This window comes from Halomonas sp. THAF5a (genome assembly GCF_009363755.1).
In the GTDB taxonomy this organism is placed as follows: Bacteria; Pseudomonadota; Gammaproteobacteria; order Pseudomonadales; family Halomonadaceae; genus Halomonas.
Genome location: NZ_CP045417.1, coordinates 923,849 through 939,263 on the forward strand (window position 1 = coordinate 923,849; position 15,415 = coordinate 939,263).

11 protein-coding genes and 1 riboswitch are annotated in these 15,415 nt (G+C 67.4%); of the genes, 4 read left to right on the forward strand and 7 right to left on the reverse strand.

The features are described 5' to 3' along the window. The first annotated feature begins 266 nt into the window (after positions 1-266). Positions 267-1,709 (forward strand): APC family permease, encoded by a 1,443-nt coding sequence (locus FIU83_RS04155; protein WP_152482902.1) that lies wholly within the window; start codon positions 267-269, stop codon positions 1,707-1,709. A gap of 98 nt (positions 1,710-1,807) precedes the next feature. Here the strand turns inward: FIU83_RS04155 and FIU83_RS04160 are convergent, their stop codons facing one another. From FIU83_RS04160 to FIU83_RS04175, 4 genes are all read right to left on the reverse strand, one after another. Further along, entirely contained in the window at positions 1,808-2,566 is a 759-nt protein-coding gene (locus FIU83_RS04160; RefSeq protein ID WP_152482903.1) for an IclR family transcriptional regulator, read from the reverse strand. An 87-nt stretch (positions 2,567-2,653) separates the two neighbouring features. Next, on the reverse strand, positions 2,654-3,931 hold the full coding sequence (locus tag FIU83_RS04165) for a TRAP transporter large permease (RefSeq protein ID WP_152482904.1): 1,278 nt from the start codon (positions 3,929-3,931) through the stop codon (positions 2,654-2,656). 11 nt (positions 3,932-3,942) lie between these two features. After that, the gene (locus FIU83_RS04170) at positions 3,943-4,506 is read right to left on the reverse strand and encodes a TRAP transporter small permease (protein WP_216645054.1); all 564 of its coding nucleotides are present in this window, start codon (positions 4,504-4,506) and stop codon (positions 3,943-3,945) included. Positions 4,507-4,517: 11 nt separating this feature from the next. Further along, positions 4,518-5,744 (reverse strand): TRAP transporter substrate-binding protein, encoded by a 1,227-nt coding sequence (locus FIU83_RS04175; protein ID WP_172976010.1) that lies wholly within the window; start codon positions 5,742-5,744, stop codon positions 4,518-4,520. Positions 5,745-5,970: 226 nt separating this feature from the next. Between FIU83_RS04175 and FIU83_RS04180 the strand changes: the two genes are divergently transcribed. After that, positions 5,971-7,611 (forward strand): GMC family oxidoreductase, encoded by a 1,641-nt coding sequence (locus FIU83_RS04180; RefSeq protein ID WP_152482905.1) that lies wholly within the window; start codon positions 5,971-5,973, stop codon positions 7,609-7,611. 226 nt (positions 7,612-7,837) lie between these two features. Next, a complete protein-coding gene (locus FIU83_RS04185; RefSeq protein WP_152482906.1) occupies positions 7,838-8,908 on the forward strand; it encodes a YeiH family protein in 1,071 nt (356 codons plus the stop codon). A 100-nt stretch (positions 8,909-9,008) separates the two neighbouring features. Here the strand turns inward: FIU83_RS04185 and pta are convergent, their stop codons facing one another. Continuing rightward, positions 9,009-11,210 (reverse strand): phosphate acetyltransferase, encoded by a 2,202-nt coding sequence (pta, locus tag FIU83_RS04190; protein WP_152482907.1) that lies wholly within the window; start codon positions 11,208-11,210, stop codon positions 9,009-9,011. Beyond that, positions 11,197-12,402, reverse strand: coding sequence for an acetate/propionate family kinase (locus FIU83_RS04195; RefSeq protein WP_152482908.1), 1,206 nt, complete (start codon positions 12,400-12,402; stop codon positions 11,197-11,199). Before FIU83_RS04195 ends, pta begins: the two co-directional genes overlap by 14 nt. Before the next feature lie 253 nt (positions 12,403-12,655). On the opposite strand from FIU83_RS04195, the gene FIU83_RS04200 reads away from it, so the two are divergent. Further along, positions 12,656-13,162 carry a porin family protein gene (locus tag FIU83_RS04200; protein WP_152482909.1) on the forward strand — a complete coding sequence of 169 codons (507 nt, stop codon included), beginning with the start codon at positions 12,656-12,658 and terminating at the stop codon, positions 13,160-13,162. A 122-nt stretch (positions 13,163-13,284) separates the two neighbouring features. Here FIU83_RS04200 and thiC read toward each other — a convergent pair whose 3' ends face one another. Next, the gene (gene thiC, locus FIU83_RS04205; protein WP_152482910.1) at positions 13,285-15,219 is read right to left on the reverse strand and encodes a phosphomethylpyrimidine synthase ThiC; all 1,935 of its coding nucleotides are present in this window, start codon (positions 15,217-15,219) and stop codon (positions 13,285-13,287) included. Between the two features lie 79 nt (positions 15,220-15,298). Beyond that, positions 15,299-15,410, reverse strand: a riboswitch (TPP riboswitch). Between the last annotated feature and the right edge of the window lie 5 nt (positions 15,411-15,415).

Genomic DNA, 15,415 nt, shown 5'->3' on the forward strand with positions numbered 1-15,415 from the left:
AGTGTCAGGAGACAACTGGTCCTATTCAGCCCTCGGGCGTCGCTCTACTGTTACGTGCTGGAATTCTTATGGAGGGGGAGGCGCCAGGCAGAGTACCTTATGGCGGGTATTTTCCGCGCGCCTTCGCTTCGCCGACCCGCTGTGCCATCCGCGCAGTCGGGTCGGGTGAGACAAGAACAAGCGTGATCAAGAGATTTCGACGAGATGCCTGACAAGACAGCCATCGCTGCGACAACACGGCATCTCAAGGACGTTGGAGAGACGACATGGAACCATCCAATACACTCAAGAAATGCCTGAAGCCGCACTGGGTATGGGCCATCGCCTTCGGCTCCGCCATCGGCTGGGGAAGCTTTGTCTTGCCGGCGGACTGGATCGCCATGGCGGGCCCGATGGGCGCCATCATCGGTCTGGCCATCGGTGCGCTGCTGATGATCGTGATCGGCGTCAGCTATGGGTTTCTGATCAAGATCTTTCCGGTGGCCGGGGGAGGGTTTTCCTACGCCTACCTGGGGTTCGGGCGGCGGCATGCCTTCTTCTGCGGCTGGTTCCTGACCCTGGGCTACATCTCCATCGTGGCATTGAACGCCTCGGCGCTGGCGCTACTGGCGAAGTTCCTGGTGCCGGAGATCGCGACCTTCGGTGAGATGTATACCATTGCCGGCTGGGAGGTGTATTTCGGCGAAGTGGCCATCGCCAGCCTGGCGCTGATTCTCTTCGCCTGGATCAATGTCCGCGGCGGCAGCCTCTCCGGCAAGAGTCAGTTCGTCTTCTGCATGCTGCTGGTCACCGGCGCACTGCTGGTGGCGACCGGGTTGCTGGTGTCGCCGTCCACCTCCTTCGATAATGTGGTGCCCCTGTTCCAGCCGGACAAGGCGACCTGGTCGGCGATCTTCTCCATCGTGGCGATCGCCCCCTGGGCCTATGTGGGCTTCGACAGCGTGCCCCAGGCGGCGGAAGAGTTCGACTTCTCGCCGGCCAAGGCCTTCACCCTGATCGTCCTGGCCCTGGTCATGGCGGCCGTGCACTACTCGATCCTGATCGTCGCCACCTCGATCGCCATGCCCTGGACCGAGCTCGTGGCCGGCTCGCCGGTGTGGGGCACCGGCGAGGTGGTTCAGGGGGTGCTCGGTAACCTCGGGCTGGCGGTGCTGGCGGTGGCCTTGCTGATGGGCATCGCGACCGGACTCAACGGCTTCTACATCTCCACCAGCCGGCTGCTGTTCGCCCAGGGGCGCGCGACCTTCCTGCCCGAGGTCTTCGCCCGCCTGCATCCCGTTTACGGCACGCCGTCCGCCGGCATCCTGTTCACCTGTGGGGTCTGCCTGCTGGCGCCCTGGTTCGGTCGCGAGGTGCTGCTGTGGATCGTCGACATGGCCGCGACCGGGGTGGCCATCGCCTACTTCTATTGCTGTGCCGTGGCCTACAAGTGCTTCAAGTGGTCGCCGGCCGGCAAGGGAGAGGATTACGAGGGCTGTGTCTCGCCCTTCAAGAAGGTGCTGTCGCTGCTGGGAGCGCTGAGCAGCCTGCTGTTCCTGTCCCTGCTGCTGATTCCCGGCTCGCCGGGGGCGCTCGGGCTGCCGTCCTGGATCGCCCTGATCGGGTGGGGCGCCCTGGGCATCGTGCTCTACGCCGCTCGCCGCTTCCATATTCATGGTATCCCCAAGCAGCAGCTCGATCGCTTGATCCTGGCCGCCGGCGAGGGGTAGGACGGCCTGCCTTCCCGCCTCGGCCGTGGAGGCCGGGGCGCCGGCCCGGGTATGGCACTCGGGCCGGCATGGCCGAGCCGGCTGGCTCGGTCTCCCTTCTAGAGACTCTCCTCGAGTTCCGCGGCGATCTGGCGCATCAGCGGGGCCCACTCCAGCAGCGAGTCGATGGAGTGGCGCAGCCGTGGTGCGTGGACCGCGAGCGTGGCCTGCATGTGGCCCACCTGATCGAAGATCGGCACCGCGATCGCGACCATGCCCTGGAGAAACTCCTCGTTGTCGGTGCTGAGGTTATCCCGGGCGATCTGGACGAGCTGCTCCTCCAGGGTCGCGAGCGACGTGATGGTATAGGGCGTATGCGCTTCCAGCGTCAGGGTCGAGAGCAGCGCACGGCGACGGTGGGGCGGCATCAGGGCCAGAAACAGCTTGCCACTGGCCGTGCAGTGCAGGGGAAGGCGTGAGCCTGGGGTCAGCTGGATCCGTACCGGCCAGTTGGTCTCCACCCGGTCGTAGTAGAGCAGCTGATGACCATCGAGCAGCGACAGGTTGCAGGTCTCGCCGACCTCCCGGGCCAGGCGCTCCAGGAGCAGCCGGCGCGGTGCCTTCAGGCTCTCGTTGGCCAGCGTGCCCATGGCCATGCGGTGCAGGCGCGGTCCGGGCAGCAGGTGTCGGCCGTCGAGTTCCCGGGTGACCAGCTGTTCCTCCTCGAGCTGCTTCAGGAGCCGATGGATGGTGGGCTTGGGGATCTCCAATCGCCGGTCGAGGTCCGCGGCACTGATGGCATGATCTGCGGTGGCGATCTCCTCGAGCAGGCTGATCGCTCGCAGGAGGGTGGTGTTGGGAGGGGATTCTTTGGGCATGATCACTCCTTGCGGCGAGCATTCTGGCGATGGCCGTCCCGATAATAACGCAGCAGGTCCGTGAGGACCTGCTGCGTGTCGGTGAGGTCACAGGTTGACCAGGAACATCGACAGTGGGGGCCACAGGGAGATGGCCAGCCAGCAGGTGATCAGCGCGATGAAGTACGGGATCACGAACTTCACCAGCCGGAGATAGGGAATCCCGGTGATGCTGCTGGCGACGTAGAGGTTGAGGCCGAACGGCGGGGTCACGAAGCCGATGGCCGCCCCGACCAGGAAGATCACCGAGAAGTGGATCGGATCCACGCCCGCGTTCTGGGCAATCGGTGCCAGGATCGGTGCCAGGATGATGGTCACGGGCAGGCTTTCCAGGATCATCCCGGCCAGCAGGATCATGATCATGCAGGCGCCGAGGATGACATAGTAGTTGCCGAGCCCGTTCAGGAAGCCTTCCAGGATCTGGCCGGCTCCCAGCACCGACAGCAGCTGCTGCATCACCACCGAGATCGCGATGAGCGGGGCCAGCATGCCGGCGATCTGTCCCGAGCGCAGCATGATCGAGGGCAGCCGCACGATGCTGATCTCCCGGGTGATGATCAGGCCCGCGATCAGGGTGAAGCCGACGGTGATGGCGGCGGCCTCGGTCGGCGAGAACTTCCCGGAATAGATGCCGTAGAGCACCACGCCGATGGTCGCGAAGCCCAGGTAGGCCTTGCGTGCGAAGCCGGCGCTTTCCTTGATCTTGAAGGGAATCAGGGTGCCCCAGCCGTGGCGACGGGCCACCAGGTGGCAAGCCACCATCATCCCCAGCACCATCATCGCCCCGGGGATCATGCCGGCAATGAACAGGTCGCTGATCGACAGGTTCATCATGAAGCCGTAGACGATGAAGATGATGCTGGGCGGGATGATGATCCCGACGGTACCGCCGGAGGCCGCGGTGGCCGCCGAGAAGCGATCATCGTAGCCGTTCTTCTTCATCTCGGGCTGCATGATCGAGCCGATGGTCGCCGTGGTCCCCGCATTGGAGCCCGAAATGGCCGCGAACAGGCCACAGGCCCCCAGCGTCGCCATGCCCATGCCGCCCCGCAACCAGCCGAGCACCGAGTAGGCGAAGTCGGAGAGTCGCTTGGCGATCCCCGCCGCATTGATCAGGTCACCCGTCAGGATGAACAGCGGCAGGGCCAGCAGGCCGAAGAAGCTCAGTCCCTGGAAGAGGGTGACGCCGATATTGGCCAGGGTGAAGTCGATGACCAGGCTGGTGCCCACGACCCACAGGCCGATGACCAGGAAGATCGGCACGCCCAGCAGGAAGAAGAGGGTAACGCCTGTCGTGATCAGGCCGATAAGAAGACCGTCTGTCATGATATGTCCTCCTAATCCATTATCGAGGGTTGGAGGTTGAAAGGCTCACGCAGGCGGTAGCGTTGCCAGTCAGCGTAGAGATTCTGCAGCACGCGATAGATGATCAGCACCCAAGCGGTCGGCGTGGCCAGGTAGAACCACCACTGCATGACGTTGTCGGTGCCCGGCACGATCGCGAAGTTGTTGTAGGCCAGCTGGACCTGATCGATGGTGAAATGGATCACCATGGCCCCGAAGCCGATCCACAGCACGGCATCCAGGATGAGGCACAGGAACTGGCCGGTATAGGGCAGCCGCATGCGAATCTCGTTGAGCGACAGGTGCGTGCGATTCTTCACGTTGAGCGACGCGCCGAACCAGGTCAGCCAGAGGAACAGCAGCACGGGGATGCTGGTGCTCCAGGGCGCCTGGAGGCTGAAGAAGAAACGGCGAATGACCTCCACGAAGATGATGCCGGACATCCCGGCGTAGGAGAGCAGGATGATGCACTTCTCGATGTTCTCATCCAGCCAGCGGAGGGGAACCAGCCACCGAGTGGCTGGTTGCGCATGTTGATAGTTGTGGTTTGCCATCATGAGCCTCCGATTCAGCCTTTCCACCAGCGCTGAGGCTTCACATTGACGGCCGCCATGTCACGGGGGATCTCGCGGGCAATGCCGTGAATTTCCTTGTAGATGTCCACGCCGCCGGCCCAGCCGTTCAGGCGCTCACGCCACTGCTCCCAGGGCCCCGGATTGAACTCCGGCGAGCACAGCTGCTCGGCCTTGCTGCGCTCCTCGTCCGACAGAGGCGCCACCCGGACGTTGTTCTGGGCGAAGACCGTGTTCTCGCCGGGGTGCTCGGTGGCCCCGACGATCTGGTAGCGACCGGCCTCGTTCATGCCCTGTGTGAAGATCTGGGCACAGTAGGCCGACTCCATGACCTGCTCCTGAAGCTCGCTGCCGAGGCTCTCGAACTTGGAGAGGTTCATGGCGGTGTGCTCGGTGCCGGCAAAGAAGCGCAGGTCGACCGCCTGGGACACCACCGGCGCCATGCCCGCGTAGGCCACCGCGCTCATCCAGGTCTCGGCGCCATCCAGAAGCCCCTGGCGCAGCCCGTCCAGCGTCTCCTCCCAGGCCACGGGCACGGGGTTCAGCCCCAGCTGCTCCATCGCGATCCGCCCGAGCTGGGTGCCGGTCACCCGGTTCTTGGTGCCCTGGAGCTGCTCCAGGCTGGTGATCAGCGGCTGGTCCTGGTACTTCAGGCCCAGCATGATGCCGCGCAGGTCACAGTGCGTGAACAGGAACTGCAGGTTGTGGCGCTGGCGAAGCGGCTCGCGCAGCAGGGTTTCGCTACGCTTGTCGTAGAAGAAGTGAAACATCGACGCGACGCTCGGGAACATGTAGGCGAAGTCGAGGATGTTGAGGTAGGGCGCGCCCCCCGCGGAATTCTGCGTCGAGGCCGAGAAGATATCGACGATGCCCTGTTGGGCCTTGCTGACGCAGTCGAGCTGGTTGCAGACCTCGTTGCTGCCCATGAACTCGACGCGAATCGCGCCGTTGGTGCGCTCCTCGAGATCGCGGGCAAAGAACAGCTGGCCTGATTTCTGGATGTCCAGGTTGCGCTCGTTGAAGCCCGAGGCGCCGAAGCGCAGCTGGAATTTCGGTTCGGTCTGGTAGCGACGCTGCTGTTCGCCCTCGGCGGCACGGGCCAGGCTGCTGGCGGTGAGGCCGGCGCCCAGCCCGGAGGCGGCGATCAGCGTGGAGGTCAGGCCGAAGCGGCCCGAGATATTCAGAAAATCCCGCCGGGATACGTTATGGATCGGTGATTTCATGAGCAGGGCTCCCGCATTGTGTTTGGATTTCTGGTGGGATGCTGAGTGGCGTTTGCCGGCCTCCACGCGGCGCTGACTGGGCGAGCGTGCGAGAGGCGCAGGTTCAACCTAGGCTAGCCGACGATATCTTTCAAGACTTTTCGAGACTAAAAATATCGTTATTGACAGGATGGGGGGTTGGGGGCAAAACTAGTGAGACAAAAAGTATCATTATGGTGAATCTGCAATGAAATCAACAACTAATCAGCAAGATACCTTCGATTATGTCGTCGTCGGGGCCGGTTCGGCGGGTTGCGTGCTGGCCAACCGGCTCAGCGAGGACCCCTCGGTGAGGGTCCTGCTGCTCGAGGCCGGGGGCGCCGACTGGAACCCCTGGATCCACGTGCCCGTCGGCTATTTCAAGACCATGCACAACCCCGCGACGGACTGGTGCTACCTCACCGACGAGGACGCGGGCATCAACGGGCGTCGCCTGCAGTGGCCGCGAGGCAAGGTGCTGGGGGGCTCGAGTTCGCTCAACGGGCTGCTCTACATCCGCGGCCAGCGCGAGGACTATGACGACTGGGCCGCGGCCGGCAATGAAGGTTGGGATTACGACTCGATCCTTCCCTATTTCAAGAAGTCCGAGTGCCAGGAGCGCGGCGCGGACGCCTACCACGGCGTGGACGGCCCGCTGAAGGTCTCCGACCTGCGGCTGCGCCGCGAGATCGCAGAGCGCTTCATCGAGGCGGCCAAGGCGGCGGGGATTCCCGAGAACCGTGACGTCAACGGGGCGACCCAGGAAGGCGTGGGCTACTTCCAGCAGACCTCCTACAAGGGCTTTCGCTGCTCGACCGCCAAGGCCTTCCTGCGGCCGGCCCAGAAGCGCCCCAACCTGACCGTCATCAAGCGCGCGCACTGCCAGCGGCTGCTGCTCGAAGGCAAGCGGGTCGTGGGGGTCGAGTATCGCCGTGGAGAGCAGCTGGCGCGGGTCCGGGCCAACCACGAGGTGCTGCTCTCGAGTGGCGCCATCGGCTCACCGCAGATCCTGCAGTGCTCCGGTATCGGGGATCCCGAGCACCTCAAGTCGGTGGGCGTCGAGTGCCAGCATGAACTGCCCGGGGTAGGGGAGAACCTCCAGGATCACCTGCAGGTCCGCCTGGTCTTCAAGACCCGCTGCCGCACGCTCAACGACGAGGTGCGACACCCGCTGAAGAAGCTGGCGGTCGGCACCCAGTACGTGCTGACGCGCACCGGGCCCCTGACCCTCGCCGCCAGCCAGGTGTGCGTGTTCACCCAGTCCCGGGAAGGCCTCGATCGCCCGGATATCCAGTTCCACATGCAGCCGCTCTCCGCCGACAAGCCGGCCGAGGGGGTTCACCCCTTCTCGGCCTTCACCTCCTCGGTCTGCCAGCTGCGTCCGACCAGCCGCGGGTCGATTCGCATCACCAGCCCCGATCCCGCCGTCTATCCCTCGATCCAGCCCAACTATCTGAGTACCGAGGAGGACTGCCGGGTGGCGGTGGATGCCATCAAGGTCGCGCGGCGGATCGCCGAGCAGTCGCCGCTGGCCTCGGTGATCACCGGGGAATACGTGCCGGGCACGCAGTTCCAGAGCGACGAGGAACTCCTCGAGGCGGCTCGTCAGTACAGCCAGACGATCTACCACCCGGCCGGGACCTGCAAGATGGGCCACGACCCCATGGCGGTGGTGGACGACCAGCTGCGCGTGCACGGCCTGGAGGGCCTTCGGGTGGTGGACGCGTCGATCATGCCGGTGATCGTCTCCGGCAACACCAACGCCCCGACCATCATGATCGCCGAGAAGGCCGCCGACATGATCAAGGCCGCCCGCAGCGAGCAGGCGAGCCACTCGACGGTGGCGTGAGCGTTGGCCTCAAGGGCGGCCGGCAACTGGTCCTAACCCCGCTTGCCCCGCCCCGTCACCATGGTGCCCAGGCCGGCCGGCGGGATAGGCCGCGGCCGGCACCGGCGTCCCGAGAGGGCGTCGTCGGCACGCCTGCCGAGCGCCAGTGACTCCCCATTCCAACAATGAAGGGCCGAGGCCGTCGCCGGATGCGACGCTCGTCCCATAGCTTAATCGAGGTGGCGATATGACTCGTCGAGACGCCGACGCGGCAACCGATCCGTCGACCCTCCAGGCTGACAAGCGGGTCCTGCCCCGTCGCCTGGAACCCCTCCAGCGTGTGCTTCCCGGGCTGATGATCTGCGTCACCATCGCCCTGGCCACGACCTTCATCGCCGACCACTATGGTGGCCCGACGCTGCTCTATGCGCTGCTGTTCGGCATGACCCTGCACTTCCTCTCCGAGGAGGGCAAGTGCCTGGCCGGCGTCGAGTTCGCCGCCAAGAAGGTGCTGCGCATCGGCGTGGCGCTGCTCGGCGTGCGCATCACCATCGAGCAGGTCGCCGAGCTCGGCATCGGGCCGGTGCTGACCGTGGTCTGCGGGGTGATGATGACCATCGCCCTGGGCGCCCTGCTGGCGCGCCTGCTGGGGCTGGACAAGGACATGGGCCTGCTGACCGGCGGCTCGGTGGCGATCTGCGGCGCCTCGGCGGCGCTGGCCCTGTCGGCGGTGATGCCGCGCCACGAGAATCACGAGCGCAACACCATCATGACGGTGGTGGGGGTGACCACGCTCTCCACCATGGCGATGGTGATCTACCCGCTGATCGTCGGGGTGCTGGGCCTCGGCGATACCGAGGCGGGGATCTTCCTCGGCGGCACCATCCATGACGTGGCCCAGGTGGTCGGCGCCGGCTACATGATCTCCGAGGGCACCGGCGACGTCTCCACCTTCGTCAAGCTGCTGCGGGTGGCGATGCTGGTGCCGGCGGTGATGGTCTTCATGTTCCTGTTCCGTCGCGAGCGGCGCCAGGAGGAGGGCTCCAGCAAGGTCCCGATGCTGCCGACCTTCCTGGTCGCCTTCGTGGCGCTGGTGATCATCAACAGCCTCGGCTGGATCCCGCCGGTGGTCACCGAGGGCTTCACCGACCTGTCGCGCTGGTGCCTGGTCACGGCCATCGCCGCGCTCGGCATCAAGACCTCCTTCCAGAAGCTCGCCGTGGTCGGCTGGAAGCCGGTGGTGCTGATGGTGGCGGAGACCGTCTTCCTGCTGCTGCTGGTGCTGGCCTTCATCTACTTCGGCGTGGCGAGCATCTGATCACGCCCTGACGGCAGCCCACCATTCGCGGGCGCCCCCTCGAGCGATCGAGCGGGGCGCCCGCGGCGTTTGGGGCCAGCGGCCTGCGCCGGGCGCGGCCTCAGGCCGTCGCGGCGGCCTGGATGGCGGTCAGGGCGATGGTGTAGACGATGTCGTCGACCCGCGCGCCCCGGGAGAGGTCGTTCACCGGCTTGTTGAGCCCCTGCAGCATGGGGCCGACGCTGACCACTCCGGCACTTCTCTGCACCGCCTTGTAGGTGGTGTTGCCGGTATTGAGGTCGGGGAAGACGAAGACGGTGGCGCGACCGGCCACCGGCGAGCCCGGCGCCTTCTGGCGGCCGACGCTCTCGATGGCCGCGGCGTCGTACTGCAGCGGCCCGTCGATGCAGAGCCCGGGGTCTCGCTCCCGGGCGAGGCGCGTCGCCTCGCGCACCTTGTCGACGTCGGCGCCGTGGCCGGAGGCGCCGGTGGAGTAGCTGATCATCGCCACCCGCGGCTCGATGCCGAAGGCCGCGGCGGAGCGGGCGCTCTGGATGGCGATCTCGGCCAGCGCCTCGGCGTCCGGATCCGGGATCACCGCGCAGTCGCCGTAGACCACCACCTGATCGGGCAGCAGCATGAAGAAGATCGACGACACCTGGCGATAGCCCGGCGCCGTCCTGATCAGCTGGAAGGCGGGGCGCACGGTGTTGGCGGTGGTGTGCACTGCCCCCGAGACCAGCCCATCCACCGCGCCCTCGGCGAGCATCATGGTGCCGAGCACCACGCTGTCCTGGAGCTGGTCCGCGGCGGTCAGGGCGTTGAGCTTGCCGGGGCGACGCCTGACCATCGGCTTGACGTAGGCGAGGCGCTGCTCGGCCGGATCGAGGATCTCGAGCTCCTCGGGGAGCGTCAGGCCGCGGCGCCGAGCCACCGCCTCGACCTCCTCGCGCCGGGCCAGCAGCACGCAGCGGGCGATGCCGCGCCGCTGGCAGATCACCGCGGCCTCCACGGTGCGCGGCTCGCTGCCCTCGGGCAGCACGATGCGCTGGCTCGCCTGCTGGGCCAGCCGCACCAGCCGATGGCGGAAGGCGGCGGGGGAGAGCCGGCTCGGGTAGCCGCGGCTGAGGGTCTCCTTGAGCCAGCCCAGGTCGAGGTGGTCGGCGACGAAGCGGGTCACCTGCTCGGCCCGCTCCGGGTCGTCGATGGGGATGTCGTTGGCCATGCGGTCGAGCTGCCGGGCCGTCGTGTAGCTGTCGGACTCCACGGCCAGTACCGGCAGGCCGCTGGCCAGCGCCGGGCGGCAGAAGTCGATCATCGCCTCCTTTGGCAGCTCGCCGTGGGTCAGCAGCAGGCCCGCGAGCGGCACCCCGTTCGTGGCCGCCAGCGAGGCGGCGAGCAGGATGTCGTCGCGATCCCCCGGGGTGACCAGCAGCCGCCCGGCACGGAAGACCTGCAGGGCATGGGAGGCGCTTTGCGCACACAGGCTGGTGCCCAGTACCCGGCGTCGGTCGGCCTCGCCCTGGTGGAGGATGCGGGCCTGGAGGGCCCGGGCGACGTCGAGCACCCGGGGAGCGGAGAGGGTGGCGTGCCAAGGCACCGCGCCGATCAGGTGGAAGCGGTCGTCGTCCAGCGCCGGCAGGTGATGTCGCAGGCGCGCGAGCTGCGGGTCGTCGAGCCCGCTCGTGGGGTCGGGCGCCGCCAGCGGCGCGGTGGCCTCCTCGTCGGGGTGCGGGCGCAGGCGCATCAGGATGCAGCCGAGGGTGCGCGGGGAGTCGACGCCCCCGAAGGGCTGGGCGTGGAGGTCGAGGCGCTCGGCCAGGTCGCGCGGGTCGCTCAGGTCGCCGTCGGCCACCAGGATGACCCGCGCGTTCAGGGCGTGGGCCAGCGCCTCGTTGAGCCGGCTCGCATAGCTGCTGTGGGGGCTGGGCGCGAGTCCCTCGATCACGACGAGCTCCGGGGCGTCGCCCGCCGCCGGCAGGGCGACCCGGGTGTGGCGCTCTACCGTCTCCTCCATCAGCTCGTCGGCGCGCTCCTCGCGCAGCAGGCGCTCGAGGCGCGCCTGGGGCAGCGGCGGGGGCGGGGCGAGGCCCAGGGTGCTGGCGGCCAGGGCGCAGGAGCGGTCGGGCCCCTGGCCATTGATCTCGTCCTGGCGGAACGGCTTCATGAAACCGGCCTTGAGCCCGAGGGTGTCCAGGGCGCGGAGCAGGCCCAGGCAGGCCGAGGTCAGGCCGACGCCGCCGTCGGTGGGCACCAGCAGCAGGTTGCGGGGTTCGGGACGCCGGTCCCTCGAATGGCCACCGTGGCGATCACGTCGTTTCATGGGGAACGGCCTCTTCCTGGAGCAGCTGGCGGGTTTCCTCGGCGATGCGCCCCTCCTCGTCGGTGGGAATGACCCACAGCTCGGGCGCCTGGTCCTCCCGGCCGGGATCGATGCGGCCCTCGCGGCCGCCCACCGCCGCGGCGTTGGCCGAGGCGTCCACGCGCAGGCCGAAGTGGCGCAGCTGCTCGACGACCCGGGCGCGCACCGCGCTGTCGTTCTCGCCGATGCCGCCGGTGAAAACGACGCCGTCCAGGCGCGGCAGGGCACAGGTGAGGCCCGCCATCGACTTGGCCAGGCGGTAGCAGAAGACCTCGATGGCGAGCTCCGCCCCCGCGTGGTGCTCGGCGGCGGCCTGGTGCAGGCGGCGCATGTCGTTGGAGAGCCCGGAGAGGCCGAGCAGGCCGCTCTCCTTGTTGAGCAGGGTGTCGATACGCTCCAGCGACCATCCCAGCTGGCGGGCCAGGTGGAGGTGCAGGCCGGGATCGACGTCGCCGCTGCGGGTGCCCATCACCAGGCCCTCCAGCGGCGTCAGGCCCATGCTGGTGTCGACGCTCGCCCCCTGCCACACCGCGCAGGTCGAGCAGCCGTTGCCCAGGTGGGCGATCAGCCAGCCGCCGTCGCGGCGCTCGCTCAGGGCCGCGACCCGCGCGCTTACATAGGCGTGGCTGCTGCCGTGGAAGCCGTAGCGGCGGATGCCGTGGCGGCGGTAGAGGGTATCCGGCAGGGCATAGCGATAGGCGCGCGGGGGCAGGCTCTGGTGGAAGGCGGTATCGAAGACCGCCACCTGGGGCAGGTCGGGGAACAGCGCCTCGGTGGCCGCCAGGCCCGCCAGGTTGGCCGGGTTGTGCAGCGGCGCCATGGCCACGGTGGCCTCGATGGCGCGCTTCACGGCGGCGTCGATGCGGGTGGCGCGGGTGAAGCGCTCGCCGCCGTGGACGACGCGATGGCCCACCGCCCCGGGGCGCTGCCCCTCGAGGCCCTCGAGGATCGCCGCCATGGCCTCGACATGGCCGGCTCCGTGCAGCGGACGCGAGAAGGTGCGCCCGTCGCTGTCCACGCCGACGAGGCGGGCGTCCTCGTCGCCCAGGCGCTCGGCCAGGCCGGAGAGGCGCGGCGCGCCGGGGGAGGCGGGCACCAGGGCGTACTTGATCGAGGAGGAGCCGCAGTTGATGACCAGTACCGGGTCGTTCATCACACATCCTTACGACAGCGTGGGGCGCCGGGCGAACGCGCGTCGGCGAGCGGGCGGGCACGGCGCCTGATGCTCGCGAAATTAACACGTTGCGCGATGTGAAACAGTGACGTAGATCGCGAACGGCGATGCCGTCGCGGCGCATCTTCTTGCCCCCTATCGCGACCCACCGCCTCGAGCATTGCACCTTGGTCTAAGCTGTACCAGAATGAAGCGGTGAATGAAAACAGTGTTTTCTAACTGGAGAGCTGCCATGAAGACCCTCACGATCTCTGCCGTCTCCACCGCCCTGCTGCTGGCCGGCACCAGCGCCCTGGCTCAGGGCAGCCCGATGACCTACGACCCGAGCCCCTACCTCGGCGGCGACGCCCTGTTCTGGGAGCTGGATCCGGACCGCGGCCCCGGCAAGGCCGACAGCACCGGCCTGCGCCTGCGCGGCGGCGTGGCCTTCAACGACTACTTCGCCCTCGAGGGCCACCTCGGCGGCGGTGGCTCCGACGACGGCGTCGAGCTCGACTACCTGGCCGGCGCCTATGCCAAGGGCATCCTGCCCATCACGCCGGACTTCCGCCTCTACGGCCTGGCCGGTTTCACCGAGGTGGACTTCGATGTCGACGACGAGACCGGCTTCTCCTGGGGCGGTGGCGCCGAGTTCGACGTGGCCCCGAACCTCGCCCTCGGGGCCGACTACGTCCGCTACCTGGACGAGTCGAACTACACCTTCGACGCCGCGAGCGTCGGGATGACGTTCCGCTTCTAAGCGCCGGGCGCACGTTCGCCGCGCCATGCAAAAAACGCCCCCGCTGACTAACCGGCGGGGGCGTTTGCGTGTGTATAGGGCAGCTCGCGACCGTCACGGACGGTGACGGTCGCGGCGTTGCCTCAGACCTCCTGGTAGATCTCGGCCCCCTCCTGGCGGAACTTCTCGGCCTGCTCCTGCATGCCTCGCTCCACCGTCTCTCGTTCTACCAACTCGGGGTTGCCGTCGATGCCCTTGTCCTTGGCCTCGCTCTTCAAGAACGAGTCGCGGACCTCCTGGCTGATCTTCATCGAGCAGAACTTCGGCCCGCACATCGAGCAGAAGTGCGCCACCTTGGCGGAGTCCTTGGGCAGGGTCTCGTCGTGGTACTCCCGGGCGGTGTCGGGGTCGAGGCCGAGGTTGAACTGGTCCTCCCAACGGAACTCGAAGCGCGCCTTCGACAGCGCATTGTCGCGGCGCTGGGCGGCCGGGTGACCCTTGGCGAGGTCGGCGGCGTGGGCGGCGATCTTGTAGGTGATGATGCCGGTCTTGACGTCGTCCTTGTTGGGCAGGCCCAGGTGCTCCTTGGGCGTGACGTAGCAGAGCATGGCGCAGCCGTACCAGCCGATCATGGCAGCACCGATGCCTGAGGTGATGTGGTCGTAGCCCGGCGCGATGTCGGTGGTCAGCGGCCCGAGGGTGTAGAAGGGCGCCTCATCGCACTCGGTGAGCTGCTTGTCCATGTTCTCCTTGATCAGGTGCATGGGCACGTGGCCGGGGCCCTCGATCATCACCTGGACGTCGTGCCGCCAGGCGATGCGGGTCAGCTCACCGAGGGTCTCGAGCTCGGCGAACTGCGCCTCGTCGTTGGCGTCGGCCACCGAGCCCGGGCGCAGGCCGTCGCCCAGCGAGAAGGCGACGTCATACTGCTTGCAGATCTCGCAGATCTCCTCGAAGTGGGTGTAGAGGAAGCTCTCCCGGTGGTGGTAGAGGCACCACTTGGCCATGATCGACCCGCCCCGGGAGACGATGCCGGTGACCCGCTTGGCGGTCAGCGGCACGTAGCGCAGCAGCACGCCGGCGTGGATGGTGAAGTAGTCCACGCCCTGCTCGGCCTGCTCGATCAGGGTGTCGCGGAACACCTCCCAGGTCAGATCCTCGGCCACGCCGCCCACCTTCTCCAGCGCCTGGTAGATCGGCACGGTGCCGATCGGCACCGGGGCGTTGCGGATGATCCACTCCCGGGTCTCGTGGATGTTCTGCCCGGTGGAGAGGTCCATGATGGTGTCCGAGCCCCAGCGGATGCCCCAGGTCATCTTGTCGACCTCGTCCTCGATGGAGGAAGTGACCGCCGAGTTGCCGAGGTTGCCGTTGATCTTCACCAGGAAATTGCGGCCGATGATCATCGGCTCGGACTCCGGGTGGTTGATGTTGCAGGGGATGATCGCCCGGCCGGCGGCCACCTCATCGCGCACGAACTCCGGGGTGATCTCCTCGGGCAGGCGCGCGCCGAAGCCCTGGCCGGCGTGCTGGTGGCCGAGGATGCGCTCGACCTCCTCGGTGCCAGAGTACTTTGCAGAAAGCGCCTGGCGACGCTGGTTCTCGCGGATGGCGATGAACTCCATCTCCGGGGTGACGATGCCCTGGCGGGCGTAGTGGAGCTGGGTGACGTTCTTGCCTGCCTTGGCGCGACGGGGCGTGCGGGTCAGGTCGAAGCGCAGGTTGGCGAGCATCGGGTCGTTGGCCCGGCGGCGGCCGTACTCGGAGGTCGGCCCGTCGAGAAGTTCGGTGTCGCCGCGCTCCTCGATCCAGGCGCGGCGAAGCTCGGGAAGGCCTTGTCGCAGATCGATCTCGGCGTCGGGGTCGGTGTAGGGGCCGGAGGTGTCGTAGACCAGCAGCGGCGGGTTGGCCTCGTCCTCCCCGGAGGTGCGGGTCGGCGAGAGGCTGATCTCGCGGAACGGGACCCGGATATCGGGGCGCGAGCCCGTGACAAAGACCTTGCGCGAGCCGGGCAGCGGCTGGATGGCGGCCTCGTCGACGCGGGCGCTCTCGGCGAGGAAATGGGCGGTCTTGCTCATGGTGTTCTCCCTTGGATTGTCGGGGTCTTGTGCAGGGAGGACACAGGTGGGAAGGACAGGGGCCGGGTGCCGGGAGGCACGCGGCCTGTCGCTTGATCCCTACGCTGGTCCTAGCCAGTTCAGGTTCAACGGGATCCATGCTGGCAAGCGCATGGTCTCAGCCGTCATCAACGGCGCCCCGTCAAGCGTGGTGGTG

Bases quoted from the DNA above. Each gene is read 5' to 3' on its own strand.
- FIU83_RS04195 (WP_152482908.1), bottom strand. From the start codon at position 12,402: ATGAACGACCCGGTACTGGTCATCAACTGCGGCTCCTCCTCGATCAAG.
- FIU83_RS04180 (WP_152482905.1), top strand. From the start codon at position 5,971: ATGAAATCAACAACTAATCAGCAAGATACCTTCGATTATGTCGTCGTC.
- FIU83_RS04200 (WP_152482909.1), top strand. From the start codon at position 12,656: ATGAAGACCCTCACGATCTCTGCCGTCTCCACCGCCCTGCTGCTGGCC.
- thiC (WP_152482910.1), bottom strand. From the start codon at position 15,219: ATGAGCAAGACCGCCCATTTCCTCGCCGAGAGCGCCCGCGTCGACGAG.
- FIU83_RS04170 (WP_216645054.1), bottom strand. From the start codon at position 4,506: ATGATGGCAAACCACAACTATCAACATGCGCAACCAGCCACTCGGTGG.
- FIU83_RS04155 (WP_152482902.1), top strand. From the start codon at position 267: ATGGAACCATCCAATACACTCAAGAAATGCCTGAAGCCGCACTGGGTA.
- pta (WP_152482907.1), bottom strand. From the start codon at position 11,210: ATGAAACGACGTGATCGCCACGGTGGCCATTCGAGGGACCGGCGTCCC.
- FIU83_RS04165 (WP_152482904.1), bottom strand. From the start codon at position 3,931: ATGACAGACGGTCTTCTTATCGGCCTGATCACGACAGGCGTTACCCTC.
- FIU83_RS04185 (WP_152482906.1), top strand. From the start codon at position 7,838: ATGACTCGTCGAGACGCCGACGCGGCAACCGATCCGTCGACCCTCCAG.
- FIU83_RS04160 (WP_152482903.1), bottom strand. From the start codon at position 2,566: ATGCCCAAAGAATCCCCTCCCAACACCACCCTCCTGCGAGCGATCAGC.
- FIU83_RS04175 (WP_172976010.1), bottom strand. From the start codon at position 5,744: ATGAAATCACCGATCCATAACGTATCCCGGCGGGATTTTCTGAATATC.